The sequence below is a fragment of the Stenotrophomonas sp. Steno-Z10-BAI genome, assembly GCF_056393115.1.
On the sequence record NZ_JBWJOZ010000003.1, the window covers coordinates 192,571 to 211,206 of the forward strand.

Below are 18,636 nucleotides of genomic sequence, written 5' to 3' on the forward strand. Positions count from 1 at the left end.
CATGCGCGACACGTCCGTCCCCGCGCCGGCGCTCGCGCGCCGCCGCTTTCTGCAGGCACTCGCGGCAGCCGGTGCTGCCGCCGCGTTGCCGCTGAACGCATGGGCGCAGGCCTGTGGCACGCCGTGGCGTGAGTGGCGCACGTTCGTGGATCGGCACATCGAGCCCGACGGGCGCGTGGTCGATCACCTCAACACGGACCTGCGCAGCACCTCCGAATCGCAGTCCTACGGGTTGTTCTTCGCGCTGGTCGACAACGATCCGGTGCTGTTCGACCGCATTCTGGCCTGGACCCGCCGCCACCTCTGCCGCGGCCGCGCCGATCTCAATCTGCCGGCGTGGCTGTGGGGCCGGGCCGCCGACGGCCAGTTCCGCGTGCTCGACCCCAACACCGCCTCCGATGGCGAGTTGTGGATCGCTTATGCGCTGCTTGAAGCCGGCCGCCTGTGGAAGCGCCCGGGCCTGGTCGAGGCCGGGCGCCAGACGCTCGCGCTGATGCGCACGGCCGAAATCGTCGAGCTGCCCGGATTCGGGCCGATGCTGCTGCCCGGCAACCGCGGCTTCGTGCAGGCCGACCGCTGGACGCTCAACCCCAGTTACCTGCCGCTGTTCGTGCTGCGCCGCTTCGCCGCCGTCGATGCACGCGGCCCGTGGGCGCGGCTGGCCGAGCGCAGCGTGGCGATGACCCGCGCCAGCGCCCCGGTCGGGTTCGCGCCGGACTGGATTGCCTGGAACGGCAAGGCCTTCGTGGTCGACGCCGGCAAGGGCGCGCTCGGCAGCTACGATGCCATCCGCTGCTATCTCTGGGCCGGGATGACCGACCCGGCCGATCCGCTGCGGCGCAGCTTGCTTGATGGCCTGTCCGGCCCGCTGTCGATGCTGCGCGCGCAGACCGGCTTTGCCGAGAAGATCGACACGCGTCTGGGGGTCGGCACCGGCGCACCCTCGCCGGGCTTTGCCGCCGCACTGCTGCCGTATCTCAGTGCGCTTGGCCAGCCTGCACTGGCCAAGGCACAGCTGGCGCGGATCCCGGCCGGCACCCTCAACTATTACGATCGTGCCCTGGTGCTGTTCGGCAAGGGCTGGATGGATCGCCGCTACCGTTTTTCTGCCGATGGGCGACTGCTGCCCGCGTGGAGTTCGCCATGTTCCGCAAGACCCTGACCCCCCTTTGCCTGGTTGGCCTGTGCGTGTTGACCGTGCCGGCCTTCGCGCAGAACGCGTCCTCGACGCAGCAGCTGGTCAGCCAGGGCAATTACTGGCAGGACCAGGGCCGTGAAGATCTGGCGGCCGATGCCTGGCGCAAGTTGCTGGCGACCGATCCCAACCAGGCCGACGCACTGCTCGGCCTGGGCCTGATCGACCTCAACCAGGGCCGCCGTGCCGAGGCACAGAAGCGGCTGCAGCAGCTGCAGGCACGCCACCCGTCCTCGGCGCAGACCACGCGCCTGCGCATGGCGCTTGGTGGCGGCGGCGGTGGCAACCAGCTGCAGACCGCGCGCCGTGCGGCGGCGGCCGGTCGATACGTCGAGGCGGTACGCGCCTATGACGAGGCTTTCGGTGCGGGCGGCCCGCCCAACGATCTGGCGCTGGAGTACTACCAGGTGCTGGCCGGTACGCCGGAAGGCTGGACCCGCGCGCGCGATGGCTTGCGCCGTATCGCCACCGGCAACAACAACCCGGCCAAGCTCGCACTGGCCCAGGTGCTGACCTACCGCGAGCCGACCCGCCGCGAGGGCATCGCCCAGCTGCGTGCGCTCAGCCAGGCCACCGACACCGCCGGCCCCGCGCGTGCGGCCTGGCGCCAGGCGCTGCTGTGGCTCAACGCCACCACCGCCGATGCCGGGCTGTACCAGGCCTTCCTGGACGTGGTGCCGAATGATCGTGAAGTGGCGGCCAAGCAGGCGCAGCTGCGTGAGCAGGCCATCGCCAACCGTCCCGCGCCGCAGGACCCGAACCAGCGCCTGCTCGGCGAGGGCTTCCGCGCGTTGGACAGCAACAACCTGGCCCAGGCCGAAGCGCGTTTCGCGCAGGTGCTGCGCGTGCGGCCGCGCGATGCCGAGGCACTCGGCGGTCTGGGCTCGGTGCGCCTGCGCCAGGAGCGCTTTGGTGAGGCCAATGAACTGCTGCGCCCGGCCGCTGCGATCAACGGCAAGTGGCGCAGCGCGGCCGATGCCGCGCGCTACTGGCTCACCTTGCAGGAGGTGCGTCGCCAGCCCAGCGGCGATGCCATCGCCCGTGTGCAGCAGGTCATCGCGCTGCAGCCCAAGGAGCCCGCCGGCTATGTCGCGCTGGCCGACCTGCAGAGCGGCAGCGATCCGGCCGCGGCCGAGCGCAGCTACCGCAAGGCACTGGAACTGGATGCCGGCAACGCCGGTGCGCTGCAGGGCCTGGTCGGCCTGCTCGGCCGTCTCGGCCGCGCCGATGAAGCGGCCGCGTTGTTCGACCGGCTGACCCCGGCCCAGCAGGAAAGCGCCGGTGGCCAGTCCGTGCTGCGTGCCAACCTCGCCCGCGCGCGCGCGCAGCAGGCGCTGGCCGAGGGCAGCATCGAGATGGCGCAGATCGAATTGGAAGACGCGCTGCTGGTGCAGCCGCGCGATCCGTGGCTGCGGCTGGAATTGGCGCGGCTGTATACGCGCGCGGGCCGTCCGGATCAGGCCAACGGTGTGATCGAAGGGCTGCGCGCGCTGGACGACAGCTCGGCAACGTCGCTGTATGCGCAGGCCCTGTTCGCCCAGGAAAGCAGTGATTGGCCGCGGGCCTATGCGCTGCTCGAACGCATTCCCACCGCCTCGCGGGATTCTGAAATGACTGCGCTGCATGACACCGCGTGGGTGCAGGTGCAGGCCGCCCAGGCGCGCTCGCTCATGCAGCGCCAGCGCAGTGGCGAAGCGCAGCTGTTGCTGGCCCGCGCCGAAGCCGCACTCGGCGACCGGGTCAAGAATCCGTCCATCGTGGCCGCGTTGGCCGGTGCCTACGCCGACATCGGCAGCCAGCAGCGCGCCCTCGTGCTCGCGCAGCGCCTGATCGAAGGCGGTTCGCCCGGCGTCGACAACCGTCTGGAATATGCCTCGGTGCTGCTGCGCGCCGGTCGCGACGGCGAAGTCGCCGCGATCCTGCGCCAGCTGGCTGATGTGCCCCTGTCGACCAGTCAGCAGACCCGTTTGAACGATCTGCGCAGCGGCTACGTGTTGCGTCAGGTCGATGCGCTGCGCGAACTCGGCAATCTTGAAGGCGCGTACGCGGTGCTGGCCCCGGCATTGGCCGAGCGCCCGCAGGATCCGCGCAACATCGCTGCGCTGGCACGCCTGTATGCCGCTGCGGGCGACAACGGCCAGGCCCTGGCGCTGTATCAGCAGCAGTTGCAGCTGGCCCCGGGCGATCTGGATGCGATGGTCGCCGCCGCCGGCAGTGCTGCGGCGATGCGCGACATGGACCTGGCCGAACAGTATCTGGAGCGCGCGCTGAAGCAGGCGCCGGAATCGCCGGATGTGTTGGCGGCCGCCGGCCGTGTGTACCGCGCGGCCGGCAAGAACCGCCGTGCTGAAAGCTACTTCCGCGCGTCGCTGGCGGCTGCCGCGAAGGGCAGTGGCCAGCTCGACAACGGCTACCCGCAGGCCAGCACCGCGATGCTGGCAGGCGGTGGCAGCTTCAATCCCTTCGCTGGCCTCAACCGTGGCGGTGGCACCCGTACCGCAGCGCTGCGCGACGGCGGTCTGCCATTGCCGGCCGCGACTGCCCGTCTGGCTGCCGAACCGCTGCCGATGGACGCCGGTCCGGCGATGGGCATGAGTCTGGGCCCGGCAAGCGTCACCCCGGTGATCGATGCCGATGGCCTGCCGGAGCCGGTCATGGCCACGGCCGCGGCCAGCGGCGGTGTCGGCCTGCCGTTGCCGGTGCCCGGCTCGCGCCAGGTGCCCGGCCAGGCGAGTGCGCCGCGCGCCTCGCGCAACACCGCGCTTGGCCCGCTGCCGCCGGCCACCACCGGCAACGGCGTGCTCGACGAACTGCGCGCGCTCAAGGCCGAGAACAGCAGCAGCCTGGCCGTGGGCGCGGCGTATCGCACCCGCGCCGGCGAAGCCGGCATGGGCCAGCTCGATGACCTGCAGGTGCCGCTGGAAGGGCAGTTCGCGGTCGGCGACGGCAAGCTCAAGGTGGCCATCACCCCGACCGTGCTCGATGCCGGTCGCCCGGATCCCGAGTACACCAGTGCCAGCCGTTTCGGCGGTGGCCCGCAGGCGGCTCTGGCCGGCGCACTGGCGGCTGATCGCACGCCGGTCGATGATCTGGTCGGCTCGTCGCTCTACCAGACGCTGCTGACCCGTGGCGAGAGCAACGCCACCCGCAATCTGATCTACGACCGCGCACTGGACAACGGCCGTTACCAGGAACTGTTCAACCAGACCGATGGTTCGCTGACGCAGGCCGAACGTGCGGCGGCCGCGCGCGCGCTGCTGTTCGCCGATCCGCTGCCCAGCTACATCCTCAGCCGCGATCTGGCCAATACGCCGATCAGCGATATCGCCACGCAGGTGTTGGGCAATGCCGGCCTGGTGCGCGGGCTGAGCGCGGCCGAGCAGGCCCAGCTCAAGACCCTGTCCCAGGGCGGCGGCGGTTCGCAGACCCCGCAGGCCTTCCAGGACACGCTCTATGCGATGGTGGCCAATGCCGCCGGTGCGCGCCGCATGAGCTCGCAGGATGCCAGCGGTGCCGGCGTCTCGGTCGGCTACGAGCGCGGTGGCTTCCGCGCCGATGTCGGCAGCACCCCGCTCGGCTTCGATGACACCCAGATCGTCGGTGGCATCGGCTACCGCGGCCAGATCGGCGATGCGCTGACCTGGTCCGGCGAAGCCTCGCGCCGCGCCGTGACCGACAGCCTGCTGTCCTTCGCCGGGGTGGAAGACGGGCGCAACGGGCTGCGCTGGGGCGGGGTGACCGCCAGCGGCGCCAAGCTCGCCGCGACCGTCGACAACGGTCAGTTGGGCGGCTACGCCAGTGCGTCGTGGCACCGCCTGGAAGGCGAGAACGTGGCCGACAACGATCGCCAGGAAGTCGGCGTGGGCGTGTACGTACACGCGCTGGAAACCGACAACCAATCGCTGACCGCCGGCCTGAACCTGACCGCGATGCAGTACGACCGCAACCTCAGCGGCTTCACCTACGGCCACGGCGGCTACTTCAGCCCGCAGCGTTATGTGGATGTCGGCTTCCCGGTGCACTGGAACGGCCGCACCGCCAGCGGCCGCGTGGCGTGGCAGCTGGATACCAGCGTCGGCGTACAGCACTTCAAGGAAGAAGCTGCGCCGTACTTCCCGACCGATCCGGCCATGCAGCAGGCTGCCTACGATGCCGCCTCGATGGCCGCGCTGCTGGGCCTGACCACCGAGTACGTCGATCCGGTCTACACCGGCCAGACCAAGACCGGCGTGTCCTACAACCTCAGCGCCGCCGCCGAATGGCAGCTGTCCTCGCAGCTGTTCCTGGGCGGGCGGATGGAGTTCAACAACGCGCGTGACTACCGGCAGTTCGGCACCAGCCTGTACCTGCGCTTCCTGCTCGACCGCCTCGGCGCCGGGCTGGGCAAGCAGCCGCAGCCGCTGCGCTCGCCGTACGCCTCGGGTGAATGATCGCCGTCATGCGCTGATGACCGGCCCGCTGCCAGGCTTTACCTGGCCGCGGGCGTCCCGCAGGCTTGGCTGGTTCCTGCTGCGAAGAGGCTGATGTCCCGTGACTGATTCCCCATCGTTCCACCCGATGCGCCGCCGCCTGCTGCAGGCGCTGGCCGTGACCCCGTTGTTGGCCTGTTCGGCCAACGGTCCAGCGCGTGGCCCCGGCCCATGGACGGCGTGGCAGGTGATGCGCGCCTCCAGCGTGACCCCGGACGGCCGCATGGTCGACCACAACAACGTCGACCAGCGCTCGACCTCCGAAGGCCAGTCCTATGCGCTGTTCTTCGCGCTGGTGGACAACGATCAGCCGCTGTTCGACCGCATCCTGCGCTGGACCGAGGACAACCTCGCCGGTGGCAGCATGGCCCAGCGCCTGCCGGCCTGGCTGTGGGGGCGCGATGCCGCCGCCAGCGCCTGGAAGGTGCTGGACGACAACCCGGCCAGCGACTCGGACGTGTGGCTGGCCTACACCCTGCACGAAGCGGCCCGGTTGTGGAAACGGCCCGCACTGCGGCAGACCGCCGAGGCGATGCTGGCCGCGATCCTGGCCCAGGAAGTGGTGAATGTGCCGGGCCTGGGCACGATGCTGATGCCGGGGCCGAACGGGTTTGCGACCGAAGATACCTGGCGCTTCAATCCCAGCTACGTCCCACTGCCGCTGCTGCGCCGGTTCGCCGCACTGGACCCGACCGGGCCGTGGACCACCGTGATCGGCAACAGCATGCGTCTGTTGCGCGACACCGCACCGCACGGCTTCGCGCCGGACTGGACCGCATGGCGCGACGGCAGCTTCATCGCCGACCCCGACAAGGGCCCGCTCGGCAGTTATGACGCGATCCGCTGTTACCTGTGGGCGGGCATGACCGCGGTCACCGATCCCAGCTTCCGCCCGGTGCTGGAGGCGCTGCACGGCCCGCTGACAGTGTTGCGCGACGGCCAGCCGATACCCGAGAAGGTCAACACGCTCACCGGCGCGCGCGAGGGCACCGGCAACTACGGTTTCGAGGCGGCGTTGGTACCGTACCTGCAGGCGCAGGGTGAAACGGATCGTGCGAAGGCACTGGCCGCGGCCCTACCGACGCCGGAACAACAGCGTGCCGCGCCGCCGCGCTATTACGAGCAGGTGCTCAGCCTGTTTGCGCTGGGCTGGTACGAAGGTCGCTATCGCTTCGCCGCCGACGGCCAATTGCGGCCGGCCTGGGCCTGACCCGCCGCCTACCGACCGCGGGTCGGTAGGCACACCTTCATTCCAGCGCGTAACGCAGCACGAACAACCCGGCCACCAGCCAGACCGCCGGGTGCACCTCGCGCCAGCGCCCGGTGCCGGCCTTGAGCACCGCGTACGCGATGAAGCCGAAGGCCAGGCCATTGGCGATGGAGTAGGTGAACGGCATCGCCAACGCGCACAGCGCGGCCGGCACCGATTCGGTCAGGTCGCCCCAGTCCACATCCACCAGCTCACGCAGCATCAGCCCGGCCACGAACAGCAGGGCAGGGGCGGTGGCATAGCCGGGCACCATCGCCGCCAACGGCGAGAACAACAGGGCGGCCAGGAACAGCGCGGCCACCACCAACGCAGTCAACCCGGTGCGGCCACCGGCCTGCACGCCCGAGGCGCTTTCGGCGAAGGCGGTGGTGCTGCTGGTCCCGAGCAGCGAGCCGGCCACGATCGCGGTGCTGTCGGCCAGCAGCGCGCGGCCGAACCGCTTCTGTGCGCCCGGTAGTTTCAGCAGCCCCGCACGACCGACCACGCCGTACAGCGTGCCGGTGGCATCGAACACTTCCACCAGCACGAACACCAGCACTACCTGCAGCAACACTGGGATCGGCGCACCGCCGTCGTGGTGCAGCAGGCCGGGCAGGTCCAGCTGCAGGAAGGTCGGGGCCAGACTCGGTGGCAGCGAGATCAGGCCGTGGAACTGCACATCACCCAGCAGCCAGGCGGCACCGGTGACGGCCAGGATTCCGATCAGAATCGCACCGCGCACCTTGCGCGCCTCCAGGATCGCGATCAGCAGGAAGCCGGCCAGTGCCAACAGCGGCGGCGCCGTATTGAGCGGACCGAGTGCGACCAGCGTGTCGGTGTTGGCGATGATCACGCCGGATTTCTGCAGCGCGATGATCGCCAGGAACAGCCCGATGCCGGCCACGATCGCCGCACGCAGCGAGGGTGGGATGCCCGCCACCAACCACGCGCGTACGCCAGTGAGCGACAACACCAGGAACACCAGACCGGATATGAGGACGGCGGCCAACGCCTGCTGCCAGGGCAGGCCGGCGGCGCCGACCACGGTGAAGGCGAAAAACGCATTCAAGCCCATGCCCGGGGCCATGCCGACCGGGAAGTTGGCGGCGAACGCCATCACCATCGAGCCCAGTGCAGCGGCCAGGCAGGTGGCGACGAATACCGCACCCGGGTCCATGCCGGTGGTGCCCAGGATGTCCGGGTTGACGAAGACGATGTAGGACATCGTCAGGAAGGTGGTCAGGCCGGCCAGCAGTTCGGTGCGCACGGAGGTGCCGTGCTGCTGCAGCTGGAACAGGCGCTCGGGGAGGGACATGGTGGTTATCTCGCGACGATAAGGCGTCACGACCAACGGTCGTGACCTACCGGAATGCAAACGGCCGCGCAGTGCGCGGCCGTTTTTCCTTTCTTATTTCAGCGCCTTGAAGCGCAGGCGCTTCGGCGCGGCGTCGTCGCCCATGCGGCGGCGCTTGTCTTCTTCGTACTCGCGGTAGTTGCCCTGGAAGAACTCCACGTGCGAATCGCCTTCGAACGCCAGGATGTGGGTCGCGATGCGATCCAGGAACCAGCGGTCATGCGAAATCACGAAGGTGTTGCCCGGGAACTCCAGCAGCGCATCTTCCAGCGCACGCAGGGTTTCGATGTCCAGATCGTTGGACGGTTCATCGAGCAGCAGCACGTTGCCACCCTGCAGCAGGGTCTTGGCCATGTGCAGGCGGCCACGCTCACCACCGGACAGCGAGCCGACCAGCTTCTGCTGATCCTGGCCCTTGAAGTTGAAGCGGCCGATGTAAGCGCGCGACTGGATCTCCACACCGTTGATGTTGAGGATGTCCAGGCCGCCGGCGATTTCCTGGAAGACGTTGTGGTTGCCTTCCAGCGCGTCGCGGCTCTGATCCACGTAGGACAGCTTGACGGTCGGGCCGACCACGATCTCGCCGGTATCCGGCTTTTCCTGGCCGGTGATCATCTTGAACAGGGTCGACTTACCGGCACCGTTGGGGCCGATGATGCCGACGATCGCGCCACCCGGAACCAGGAAGTTGAGGTTGTCGAACAGCAGGCGGTCACCGAACTTCTTGGAGACGTTCTTGAACTCCATCACCGCATTGCCCAGGCGCTCGCCCGGCGGGATGAAGATTTCATTGGTCTCGTTGCGCTTCTGGTAATCCACCGACTGCAGCTCTTCCAGGCGGGCCAGACGGGCCTTGCCCTTGGTGCGGCCGCCCTTGGCGTTCTGGCGCGACCACTCCAGTTCCTTCTGGATCGCCTTCTGGCGGGACTTCTCCTGGTTGTCTTCCTGACGCAGGCGGTCGTCCTTCTGGGTCAGCCAGTCGGTGTAGTTGCCCTTCCACGGAATGCCGCGGCCGCGATCCAGTTCCAGGATCCACTCGGCGGCGTTGTCCAGGAAGTAGCGATCATGGGTGACGGCCACGACGGTGCCGGTGTAGCGGGCCAGGAACTGCTCCAGCCATTCCACGGACTCGGCGTCCAGATGGTTGGTCGGTTCATCGAGCAGCAGCATGTCCGGCTTCTGCAACAGCAGGCGGCACAGCGCCACACGGCGCTTTTCACCACCGGACAGGGTGCCCACGATGGCTTCCCACGGCGGCAGGCGCAGCGCATCGGCGGCCACGTCCAGCTGGTTTTCCAGGGTATGTGCATCGCCTGCGGCGAGGATCGCCTCTAGGCGCTCCTGCTCCTTGGCCAGCTTGTCGAAGTCCGCGCCTTCCTCGGCATAGGCCAGGTAGACGGCGTCCAGCTGGGCCTGGGCCTGCAGCACTTCGCCCACGCCTTCCTCGACCGATTCACGCACGGTCTTGGTCGGGTCCAGTTCCGGTTCCTGGGCCAGGTAGCCGACCTTGATGCCGGCCTGCGGGCGGGCTTCGCCCTCGAAATCGGTGTCCACGCCGGCCATGATCTTGAGCACCGTCGACTTGCCGGAGCCGTTCAGGCCCAGCAGGCCGATCTTGGCACCCGGGAAGAACGACAGCGAGATGTCCTTGATGATCTGCCGCTTGGGCGGGACCACCTTGCTGACGCGGTTCATGGTGTAGATGTATTGCGAGGACATGAGGTCTCCGAAGGCGCAACCCTGCGCCCGTTCCGGACGGAACAGGAACAGATGGAAGAAAAGGATGCCCCGATTATAGCCGGAAGCGATCAGTGCCGCCGGGAGCCACGAGCCCCGGGGCTTGCCGCCGCCTGAATGCGGGGTCAAAGCCCTTGAATTGGAAACCGTTTCCAGCCGGAGACCGTTCAGACGGCGTGCGCATGATGGAGCCATCAATCCACCAAGCGAGGCCAATCATGCGCATGAATCGATTTGTGGTCGGGGCCGTTGCCTCGCTGCTGGCCTTGGGCACCGTGGCCCCGGCCTTCGCCGATGACCATCGTGGCCGCGGTCACGACCGCCGGGAGTGGCGTGATGACCGCCGTGACAACCGCCACGATCGCCATGACCGGCACGATCGTCATGACCGTCGCGAGGTCCGCCACGACCGCCGTTACGACCATCGCTACGACAATCGTGGTTACTACCGTCCAGGCCCGCCGCCGCCGCGTGTGGTCTATCGCCCGGCGCCGGGGTATGGCTCCTACGGCTGGGCGCGTGGCCACCGCTACCGTGAGTACTACGGCGGGCCGGTCTACGTGGTCAACGATTACAGCCGCTATTCGGTGCGCCGCCCGCCGCGCGACCATCACTGGATCCGCGACGACCGCGGCAACCTGCTGCTGGTCGCCATCGCCACCGGGATCATTGCGGACTACGTGATCAACCGGTAAGCAGGATGACAAGAAGGCGCATCCGGTGGATGCGCCTTCTTGCTATCGCACGCCGGCGATCATTCCGGCGGCTGGCGCAGGCAACCTCCGCGCAGGGACGTGCAGCGATCCTCGACGGGACGGATGGCCGCTTCGCTCAGGCGGTACAGCGGCGGGGTGGATGGCTCTGCCAATGGGATCACCGCGAGCGCAGGTAGATTGGCCGCGACCTCGCGCGCCACCTGCCGTGCCTGTTCTGGCCACACTCCGACGATGTCCAGCGTACCGGGGCGGTAGCGGATGTCGTAGTTGCCCAAGCGGGCACCCTGCGCATCGCCGGCGTGGATCGCATAGCGGCCGGGGCGCGCACCGGCATCATCCCCCTCGATGCGCAACACAACGCTGTCGATGGCATCGCCGTTGAGCAGCCCTTCGGCGGTATGGCCATTCAGTACAGCGATCTGGCCGATGTTGCTGCGGGCATCGTTGGCGGTGATGGTCAATCCGGCCTTGCCGATGGACAGCACGCCGTTGACGTAGGTGATGTCGTAGTTGGACAAGCCGTTGCCGTCGGCGTTGCTGGCGGTGATGGTGTAGTTGCCGACGTTGGCACTAGCGCTGGCTCCGGAGCTCGCCAGATCGACCTTGCCCACCGTATCACCATGGAGCAGACCATCGACGTTGTAACCGGCCAGGCCGCCGGTTTGCCCATACGTCCTGCTGCCATCATTGGCGGTGATGGTCAATCCGGCCTTGCCGATGCTCAGGACGCCGTCGACATAGGTGATGTCGTAGTTGGACAGACCGGTGCCGTCGGCGTTGCTGACGGTGATGGCGTAGCCGCCGACGTTGGCTGTCGCCGACGCGCCATTGCTGCCCAGTGCGACCGAAGAAACGGCATCGCTATTGAGCAGGCCATCTACGCTGTAGCCGGCCAGGACGAGGCTCTGGCCATAGGTCTTGCTGCCACTATCGGCGGTGATGGTCAGCCCGGCTTTGCCGATGCTCAGGACCCCGTCGACATAGGTGATGTCGTAGTTCGACAGCCCCGTGCCATCCGCGTTGCTGGCGGCGATCAGGTAGTTGCCGACGTTGGCCGTCGCCACCATGCCGGTGGATACCAGATCTACTGAAGACACGGTGTCGCCGTTGACCAGACCATGGCTGCCAAAGCCGTCGAGGCCACCGGACTGGCCATAGGTCTTGCCGCCGTTGTTGGCGGTGATCGTCAGTGCCCGTGGATCCACCTGCAGGGTGCCATCGATGAAGCGCAGTGCATAGCCGGCCTGCGAGCTGTCGAGTGATCCCTTTCCGACCCACAGCGCATAGGGTGTGGTGGACACATTGGCCATCGCAGTGGAGCCGGCTGAGGTGATCAACGGAGCGCCACCCAATACGCCGCCGATCCGATCCGCTTCATAAGCGCCGGCTACGCCCTGCATCGCCCCGCTCACGATGTAAGCCTGGCTCAGATCGACGGTATCGCCATAGATCTTGCTCAGGTTTGCACCGGTGACGGTCAAAAGAGGCTGGTAAGCGAACAGGTAGCGGTTGCCGCTGGCCGTTGGCGTTGCGAATGCCGGGGTGTTCCAGAGTGCGGTATTGCCGCTGTCGAGGCCATTGAACTGGTGGTTCAGCATTGGGCTGTCGAGGAAGATGCGCCACTGGCCATTGCCGCCGCTGACATCGAGTGCGGTAGAGCCAACGTCATTGACGAAGCGACCCGCTGTTGCGAGGTCGATTGTGTCGGCACGGATCATGCCGGTGAGGCGCAGCTCGCCATCGCTGCTGGCGCGCAGTGCACCCGTCGTGACGGAGCCCAATCTCAGCGCGTTGGCGGCGTTGATAGCGATATCGCGGCCAGACAGATCGACTGCTCCAGTGAAATGGTTGCCGGCATCTTTCAACGCGATATCCGCGCCATTGGCATTGAACGAAGACGCGCCGCCTACCCGGAATGCATCGGCTTGGGTAATGCCGCCGGTATCCACGTCGACCGATAGATTTCCGGTAACGTGGAGGCTCGAGCCCAGCGCGGTGAGGTTGGCATCGATGTTCAGATGACTCAACGCGCCAGCCCCCCCGACCGCGCCTGCGATACCCACCTGCCCGCCGGCGTTGATGTCCAACGCGTGCGTCCCGTCGACCGTGCCACCGAACGCGACGCTGCGACCGGCGGCGAGCGCCACATCACGATCCAGCCGCACCGCGCCGGCGTACTCCTGATCCTCGTCGGTGGTGACGTCGCCGCGCAGGGCGATCGTGTCCGCCGTTGCACGCAGGTTGCGTGCATCGACGGTGCCCAGCGGCAGGGTGTTGGCAGCACGGATCGTGATGTCACGACCGGCAAGTGCGACTGAGCCGGCCAACTGGTTGCCCGCGTGGGTCAGCGTGATGTCGCCGATGCCTGCAGCGAGCGTGCTGGCGCCGCCGACCATCAACGCGCCCGTCTGCGTGATCGCGCCCCCATTCGAGCGCGCATCCAACGCACCGGCAAGCGTCATGGCGCCGAGGTTGAGCGCACCGTGGCTGGTCGCGGCCAACGAGGACGCAGACACGCCGCCGAACGCCAGCGCATTGCGATCCGTGATCGCCACCGCGCCGGCACCGACGAGGTCGATCTCGCCTCCGAAATCGTTGTCGGTTCGCGTCAGGGTGATCGCGCCGCCGTTCGTCGCCAGGCGCGTGTCGCCCGTGACCTGGAACGCAGCCGACTGGGTGATGCCATCCCTGTCGCTCGCAAGCGACAGGGTGCCACCGCCGTTGCCGTCGTCGATGGTCAGCGCACCGCCGATCACGATCCGCGCTGCATCGGCATCCAGCCCGGCGAGCGCATGGCTGCCGCCGACCGCGCCCCCGAAGCGTATGTCGCCGTCGCCGGCGCGCGCGGTCAGGGTATGCCGGCCACTGGCGGTCGAGTCGACTGTGCCGGTGAACGCAATGTCGCCCGACGCGCTGTCCAGCGCGGTGTCGGCATCGAGCACAACGCTGCCCCGATAGGTCTGGTCACCCGAGGTGGTCATGGCGGGCGCCAGGTGGATCGTCGTCGCCTGCGCATCGAGGCTGGCCGCGTCCACCTGGCCGAGCACCAGGGTATTGCTGTCGCGGAGCGCGACGTTGCGACCGCGCATGTGGACCCGACCACTGAAGTCGTTGCCGGCGCCGCGCAGATCCATGTCGCGACCCGCATCGAGGGTCGTTGTGCCGCCTGCATCGATGCGGCCACCGGTCTGCACGATGTCCACGCCGCTCGACAGCGCGAGCGCGCCCGCCGCGGAGACATCGGCTCCGAGCACCAGACCGTTCGCGCCATACAGGGACACGGCACCGCCGCCGAGTGTGTGGCCCAGGGCCAATGCGCCGGTCTCCGAGCGCAGGGTCAAGCGCCCCATGCCCGTGTTGACAGCGGTGGCGAGTTCCAGAGTGCCGCCTGCGAGATCGACATTGCTTCCAGCGCCGCTGGCGAGGTCGACGACCCGCAGGGTGTCCTGGCTGCGCAGGACCACGCCTGCACCGGCGCGCGCGCCCACATCGCCACCGAAGCGGTTGCCGGCATGTGCCACTGCGATCGCGCCGACGGCATCGAAGGATGCGACCGCTGCGACGACGAGTGCGCCGGCCTGGCCGATCGCCGCGCCGCTGTCCGCGGTGAGGCTGCCGCCGACGCGGCCGGCACCGAACACGAGGCCGCCGGTGCCTGCATGCCCGCCCAGGTCGCCGTCGATGTCGAAGGTCCCCAGGGAAAGCGCGCTGCCGGTCAGCGTGGCATCACCCGCGACCCTCGCGTCGGCCAGCGTCAGTCCGGCCACGCTGGTCGCGCGCAGGCTGTCCACGTCGATCCCTTCAAGCGTCAGCGCCGAGGCGGCATCGACGATCGCAGCGCCGCCATCGAGCGACAGCACGCCGCCGAAGCGGTTGGACGCATTGGCCAGGGTGATGTTGCCATTCGCCACGAAGCGGGCGTTGCCTCCGATGTCGTAGGCGCCCTGCTGGGTGTACGCGCTGCCGCTGTCCACGGTCAGCGTATTGGCCACGCGGATGCCGCGGGCAGACACGGTCGCGCCCTCGAGCGCCAGCGACTGCAGACGACGGGACGCACCGGCATCGGCGCCCAGCAAGACCCCGTTGAGGGCGGCGAGTGTCAGCTGGCCGCGGGCGTCGGTTTCCGCGTCGAGGACACCGGTCACGGCGATCGAGCCGCCCGTGCTGCGCACCGTGTAGTTTCCGCTGCGCACCCCGGTCACGCCGAATGCGATGTCGCCCGCGGTGGTGAGGTTGCCACCGATCGTCGTCAGGTCGCGGACACCACGTGTATCGAACGACGACAGCGCAGTCGCGCCGCCGATGTTGCCCGCGAATGTCGACCAGCGGCCGGTGACGCCGAGTGCGTACGCGCCATCCACGCGACCGCCGAAGTCGACGGCGCCGACGGTACTGGTCAACTGCGTGTCGCGCTCGAGCAGCAGATCGCCACCGTAGAACTGGTAGCCCGCCGTGGTGACCGGTCCGGACAGCCGCAGTTGCGGCGCCCTCGCAAACAGGGCGCCGACGTTCAACGTGCCGAAGCGCAGCATCGCGGCGTCGCTGATGTACGCGTTGTTTCCGCCCAGCGACACGGTGCCGCCGAAGGCATTGCCGGGGGTGTCGAATCGGATGTCGCCGTTGGCCTGCAGCGTTGTCGCGCCTGCCACACGCAGCGCGCCCGTCTGGAAGATGGCGCCAGTCGACGTCGCCGACAGCGCGCCACGGACGCTGCCGCCGCCGAAGCTGAGTGCGCTGGACACCGCCGGGCCTGAGGTGGTCGCGTCGAGGCTGCCTACATCCAGCTGCCCCAGTGTGAGAGCACCGCGATTGTGGATGCGGGCATCGCCACCCGAGGTGAGGCTGACCGCGCCCCCGAACCAGTTGTTCGGGTTGGTCAGGGTGATCGCATTGTCGCCGGCGTTGATCGTGCTGGTGCCGCCCACGTTGAGCGGTGCGACCTGCTCCAGCGCGATGCTGTTGCCCACCACCAGATTGCCCTGCACGGTGCCGCCAAGGTTACCGATGCGGTTGCTGGGTGACCCCAGCGTCACGTTCCGCAGGGGGCCGGCAAACTGCAGGGTCCCGGCCGACAGGGTTCCGGAGTTCTGGGTGACATCACCTTCGGCGTACAGCGTGGTGACACCGGCACTGACGTTGCCGGTCTGCACGATGCCCCCGCCGTGGGCCTGTACCACCAGGCTGCCATCGTTGCCCAAGACACTGCTGGCGTTGACCACGCCGCCCAGGTTGATCAGGGACGGCAGCAGGCCCGGCGCTACCGCCGCCTGCAGGTTGATCGCCCCGGCCTGCAGGGTGCCGGTGTTGTTGATGGCGCTGTTGCCGAACGCAGTGGCGGGGGAATTGCTGATGCTGGCCAGGTAGACGCTGATGCCGGTGCCGGGCTCGTAGAGCTGCAGCCGTACCGGGTTGCCCGCCATCAGGTTGATCTGCGCGGCCTGGATGCTGCCGCCATTGGTGACCGCCGCGCCCAGCAGCGATATCGATCCGTTGGTCGCGGTCAGGTTGCCCAGGTTGATGATCTGCGCACCGGTCTGGGCACTGCCCTGGAAATCGTAGAAGTCATTGGCCACGCCTCCGTCCAGCGCCATCGTGCTGGCCACCAGGCCGCCGACGTTGGCGCTGGATCCTGAGCTGAACATGATCCCGGCCGGATTGATCAGGAACACCTGGCCGTTGCCGTTGAGCAGGCCGGCGATGGTGCTCGGCGTGCCCGAATTGATCTTGTTGACGGTGACCGCGCTGCTACCGGGCACCACGAAGTTCACGGTACCGGTACTGCTGATGTCGAAGCTGTTCCAGTCAATCAGCGCCTTGGTCGATGTCTGGTTGACGGTGAGCGCATCGACACCGGAGGGGGTGATGTTGCCAGCTCCTGTGGTCCAGATGCCGCCGGTGGGCAGGGTCGCGGCAAGCCCGGCCGGCGCCCATAGCGCCAGCAGCAGCGGCAGCCAGAGTGGGCGCAGTGCCGGCTGCCGCTGCGAGGACAGGGCAGCACCGGAACCGGCCACGCTGCCACTGGCCAGCTCCGAAGCAACCTGGACGCGGCCCAACGCACGATTGAAGACAAGGCGATAGATACGATTCATGGTCTGTGGTCCTCAGAACGTCAGGCTGATGCCGGCCCAGACGCGCATATCGTCTTGATCGGCAGGTTGGGTGCGGCCGGTCGGGGTGGCAGCGGTCAGGTTGAACTGCAGGCCCTGCGGCAGCCGCAGCTGCAGGCCCAGCCCCGCGCCTTCAAGCGTGAGGGGCTGCAGCCCGAGCCGGCGGTTCTGCGCCACGGGCGAGGTCCTGCCCCAGTCGTAGAACAGCTGGAGCGACAACACGTCTCCCCAGTTGCGGCCTTGGAACGGTGAGGGCAGGGTGGCGAAGCCGGGCGCATCGACCTGGTACTCGAAGGTGGCCTGCACGCCACGATCGCCCAGCGCGGCCGAGAGCGGGAAGGCGCGCACGCTGTTGGGGCCGCCGATGCTGAACTGCTCCATCGGTGTGAGCGCGTTGTCGGTGAACTGGCCAGTGCCACGCAGGTAGAGGCGCTGGTTGCCGGGCAGGGCCTGCAGGCGAGCCGCCGACAGTCGCGTCACCCAGTAGTAGCTGTCGTGGTTGGGATACAGCCAATCGAACGGCGCTGACTCGTCGTTGATCGACTTGCGCGTGCTCAGCTGCACCAGGTTGATGCCGCGCAACCGGCGGTCCGTATGCCGCATCGACAGGCCGGCTTCAAGCACGTCGAACGTATGACGTGAGAGCTGCATGCCGAGGCCATCAAGACGGGATTCCTGGTGGATCCAGCGGCTGGAGACCTGCAGCAGCAGATCGGTACGGTTGACGAATTTCCAGTCCAGCCCGGCTTGCCCGACCGTGGTGGGGCCATGGATTTCCAGCGCCGCGAACGGGCCGTTGTTGAGCTCGATCTCGCTGCGGCTCACGCCGGCCGTCAGGCTCAGACCGTCGATGGCGGAGGAGGGAATGCTCAGCGATAACGCCCCCTGCCAGCTGTCGGCCGGATCCAGCCCGTAGGCGACACTGGCGCCCAGTACATCGGCCGCGCCAAGCGCGTTGAAGGCACTGATACCGAGTTCGGCGCGGTACTTGCCCGTGCTGTCGGTGCCATGGTTGTTCAGCCCGGCGGTGATTTCATACGGATGCGCGCTGTCCTGGGCGACCAGCACGATGTCCGTTTCACCGGCTTGCTGACCGGGCTGCAGCACCGAGGTAACCGACACCCCGGGCAGGTCACGCGCATACAGCAGGGCGCGGTCCAGTTCGGCGCGGCGCAGGGGACGGCCGATCAGCCCCAGGCTGCTGGCGCTGAGCTGGTGGTCGCGGTAGCGCTGGCTGCCCTGCACCAGCACCCGGCCCACCCGGCCTTCCAGGACATTCAGGGTGAGCATCTGGCGCTCGCCGATGTCCTGCGGCGGCACATAGGCCACCGAGACCAGAAACCCTGCCTCGCGATACGTCTGGGTGATCCGCGCGCTGATCTGCTGGATCTGCTCGAAATCCAGCGCGGCGGGCAGCGTTGGGCTGATCTCACGCAGTGCCTGGTTGGCGACGGCCTCCACGGCGGCGCGGCTGATGCCGCTGGCGGGGTGATCACCCACGCCCTCCACGGTGACCCGCGCGATCAGTACGGTCGCGCTTGCGGTGGCGGCCGGTGGCGCAGTGTCGGCGGCCAAGGCGACCTGGCCGAGGGGCGCGGCCAGGGCCAGGACGAGCAGGCCTGCCCGCCGTGGCAGGCAGCACTGACGGAGGGCGGGGGGCGAGAAGCCGGAGCAGCGCATTGGAGCGTTTCCTTACGGTGATAGGCCCCAGGACGGGAAAAACCAGGGCTGATCCTGTTAACCGTCAAAAGTGCGTGACCGCCATCACCGAATCCAGCGTATGTCTCAAAAAATGGGGGCAGGGCGCCT

Annotated in this window: 8 protein-coding genes; 4 read left to right on the forward strand and 4 right to left on the reverse strand. The window is 68.1% G+C overall.

Annotation, left to right across the window (positions count from 1 at the left end; translation table 11 throughout):
* Position 1 precedes the first annotated feature (1 nt).
* The 3 genes from bcsZ (AC06E9_RS09705) (at position 2) to bcsZ (AC06E9_RS09715) (ending at position 6,874) form a co-directional block, all read left to right on the forward strand.
* Entirely contained in the window at positions 2-1,162 is a 1,161-nt protein-coding gene (gene bcsZ, locus AC06E9_RS09705; protein ID WP_461770648.1) for a cellulose synthase complex periplasmic endoglucanase BcsZ, read from the forward strand.
* Positions 1,144-5,625, forward strand: a complete 4,482-nt coding sequence (locus tag AC06E9_RS09710) for a cellulose biosynthesis protein BcsC (protein WP_478055975.1) — start codon at positions 1,144-1,146, stop codon at positions 5,623-5,625. Before bcsZ (AC06E9_RS09705) ends, AC06E9_RS09710 begins: the two co-directional genes overlap by 19 nt.
* Positions 5,626-5,752: 127 nt before the next feature.
* Positions 5,753-6,874, forward strand: a complete 1,122-nt coding sequence (gene bcsZ, locus AC06E9_RS09715) for a cellulose synthase complex periplasmic endoglucanase BcsZ (protein WP_478056048.1) — start codon at positions 5,753-5,755, stop codon at positions 6,872-6,874.
* Positions 6,875-6,911: 37 nt separating this feature from the next.
* Here bcsZ (AC06E9_RS09715) and AC06E9_RS09720 read toward each other — a convergent pair whose 3' ends face one another.
* Positions 6,912-8,228, reverse strand: a complete 1,317-nt coding sequence (locus tag AC06E9_RS09720; RefSeq protein WP_478055976.1) for an NCS2 family permease — start codon at positions 8,226-8,228, stop codon at positions 6,912-6,914.
* 93 nt (positions 8,229-8,321) lie between these two features.
* Positions 8,322-9,986: an energy-dependent translational throttle protein EttA gene (gene ettA, locus AC06E9_RS09725; protein ID WP_121042662.1), complete on the reverse strand. Its 1,665-nt coding sequence runs from the start codon at positions 9,984-9,986 to the stop codon at positions 8,322-8,324.
* A gap of 236 nt (positions 9,987-10,222) precedes the next feature.
* Between ettA and AC06E9_RS09730 the strand changes: the two genes are divergently transcribed.
* On the forward strand, positions 10,223-10,699 hold the full coding sequence (locus AC06E9_RS09730) for an RcnB family protein (RefSeq protein ID WP_152152402.1): 477 nt from the start codon (positions 10,223-10,225) through the stop codon (positions 10,697-10,699).
* A 59-nt stretch (positions 10,700-10,758) separates the two neighbouring features.
* On the opposite strand, the gene AC06E9_RS09735 is transcribed toward AC06E9_RS09730, so the two are convergent.
* Both AC06E9_RS09735 and AC06E9_RS09740 read right to left on the reverse strand, forming a co-directional pair.
* Positions 10,759-16,809 carry an MBG domain-containing protein gene (locus AC06E9_RS09735; RefSeq protein WP_478055977.1) on the reverse strand — a complete coding sequence of 2,017 codons (6,051 nt, stop codon included), beginning with the start codon at positions 16,807-16,809 and terminating at the stop codon, positions 10,759-10,761.
* Positions 16,810-16,821: 12 nt separating this feature from the next.
* Positions 16,822-18,507, reverse strand: a complete 1,686-nt coding sequence (locus tag AC06E9_RS09740) for a ShlB/FhaC/HecB family hemolysin secretion/activation protein (RefSeq protein WP_152152398.1) — start codon at positions 18,505-18,507, stop codon at positions 16,822-16,824.
* Positions 18,508-18,636: the final 129 nt, after the last annotated feature.

Excerpts from the sequence above, each read along its gene's own strand:
- bcsZ (WP_478056048.1), top strand. The coding sequence starts at position 5,753 with ATGCGCCGCCGCCTGCTGCAGGCGCTGGCCGTGACCCCGTTGTTGGCC.
- AC06E9_RS09730 (WP_152152402.1), top strand. The coding sequence starts at position 10,223 with ATGCGCATGAATCGATTTGTGGTCGGGGCCGTTGCCTCGCTGCTGGCC.
- bcsZ (WP_461770648.1), top strand. The coding sequence starts at position 2 with ATGCGCGACACGTCCGTCCCCGCGCCGGCGCTCGCGCGCCGCCGCTTT.
- ettA (WP_121042662.1), bottom strand. The coding sequence starts at position 9,986 with ATGTCCTCGCAATACATCTACACCATGAACCGCGTCAGCAAGGTGGTC.
- AC06E9_RS09740 (WP_152152398.1), bottom strand. The coding sequence starts at position 18,507 with ATGCGCTGCTCCGGCTTCTCGCCCCCCGCCCTCCGTCAGTGCTGCCTG.
- AC06E9_RS09720 (WP_478055976.1), bottom strand. The coding sequence starts at position 8,228 with ATGTCCCTCCCCGAGCGCCTGTTCCAGCTGCAGCAGCACGGCACCTCC.
- AC06E9_RS09735 (WP_478055977.1), bottom strand. The coding sequence starts at position 16,809 with ATGAATCGTATCTATCGCCTTGTCTTCAATCGTGCGTTGGGCCGCGTC.
- AC06E9_RS09710 (WP_478055975.1), top strand. The coding sequence starts at position 1,144 with ATGTTCCGCAAGACCCTGACCCCCCTTTGCCTGGTTGGCCTGTGCGTG.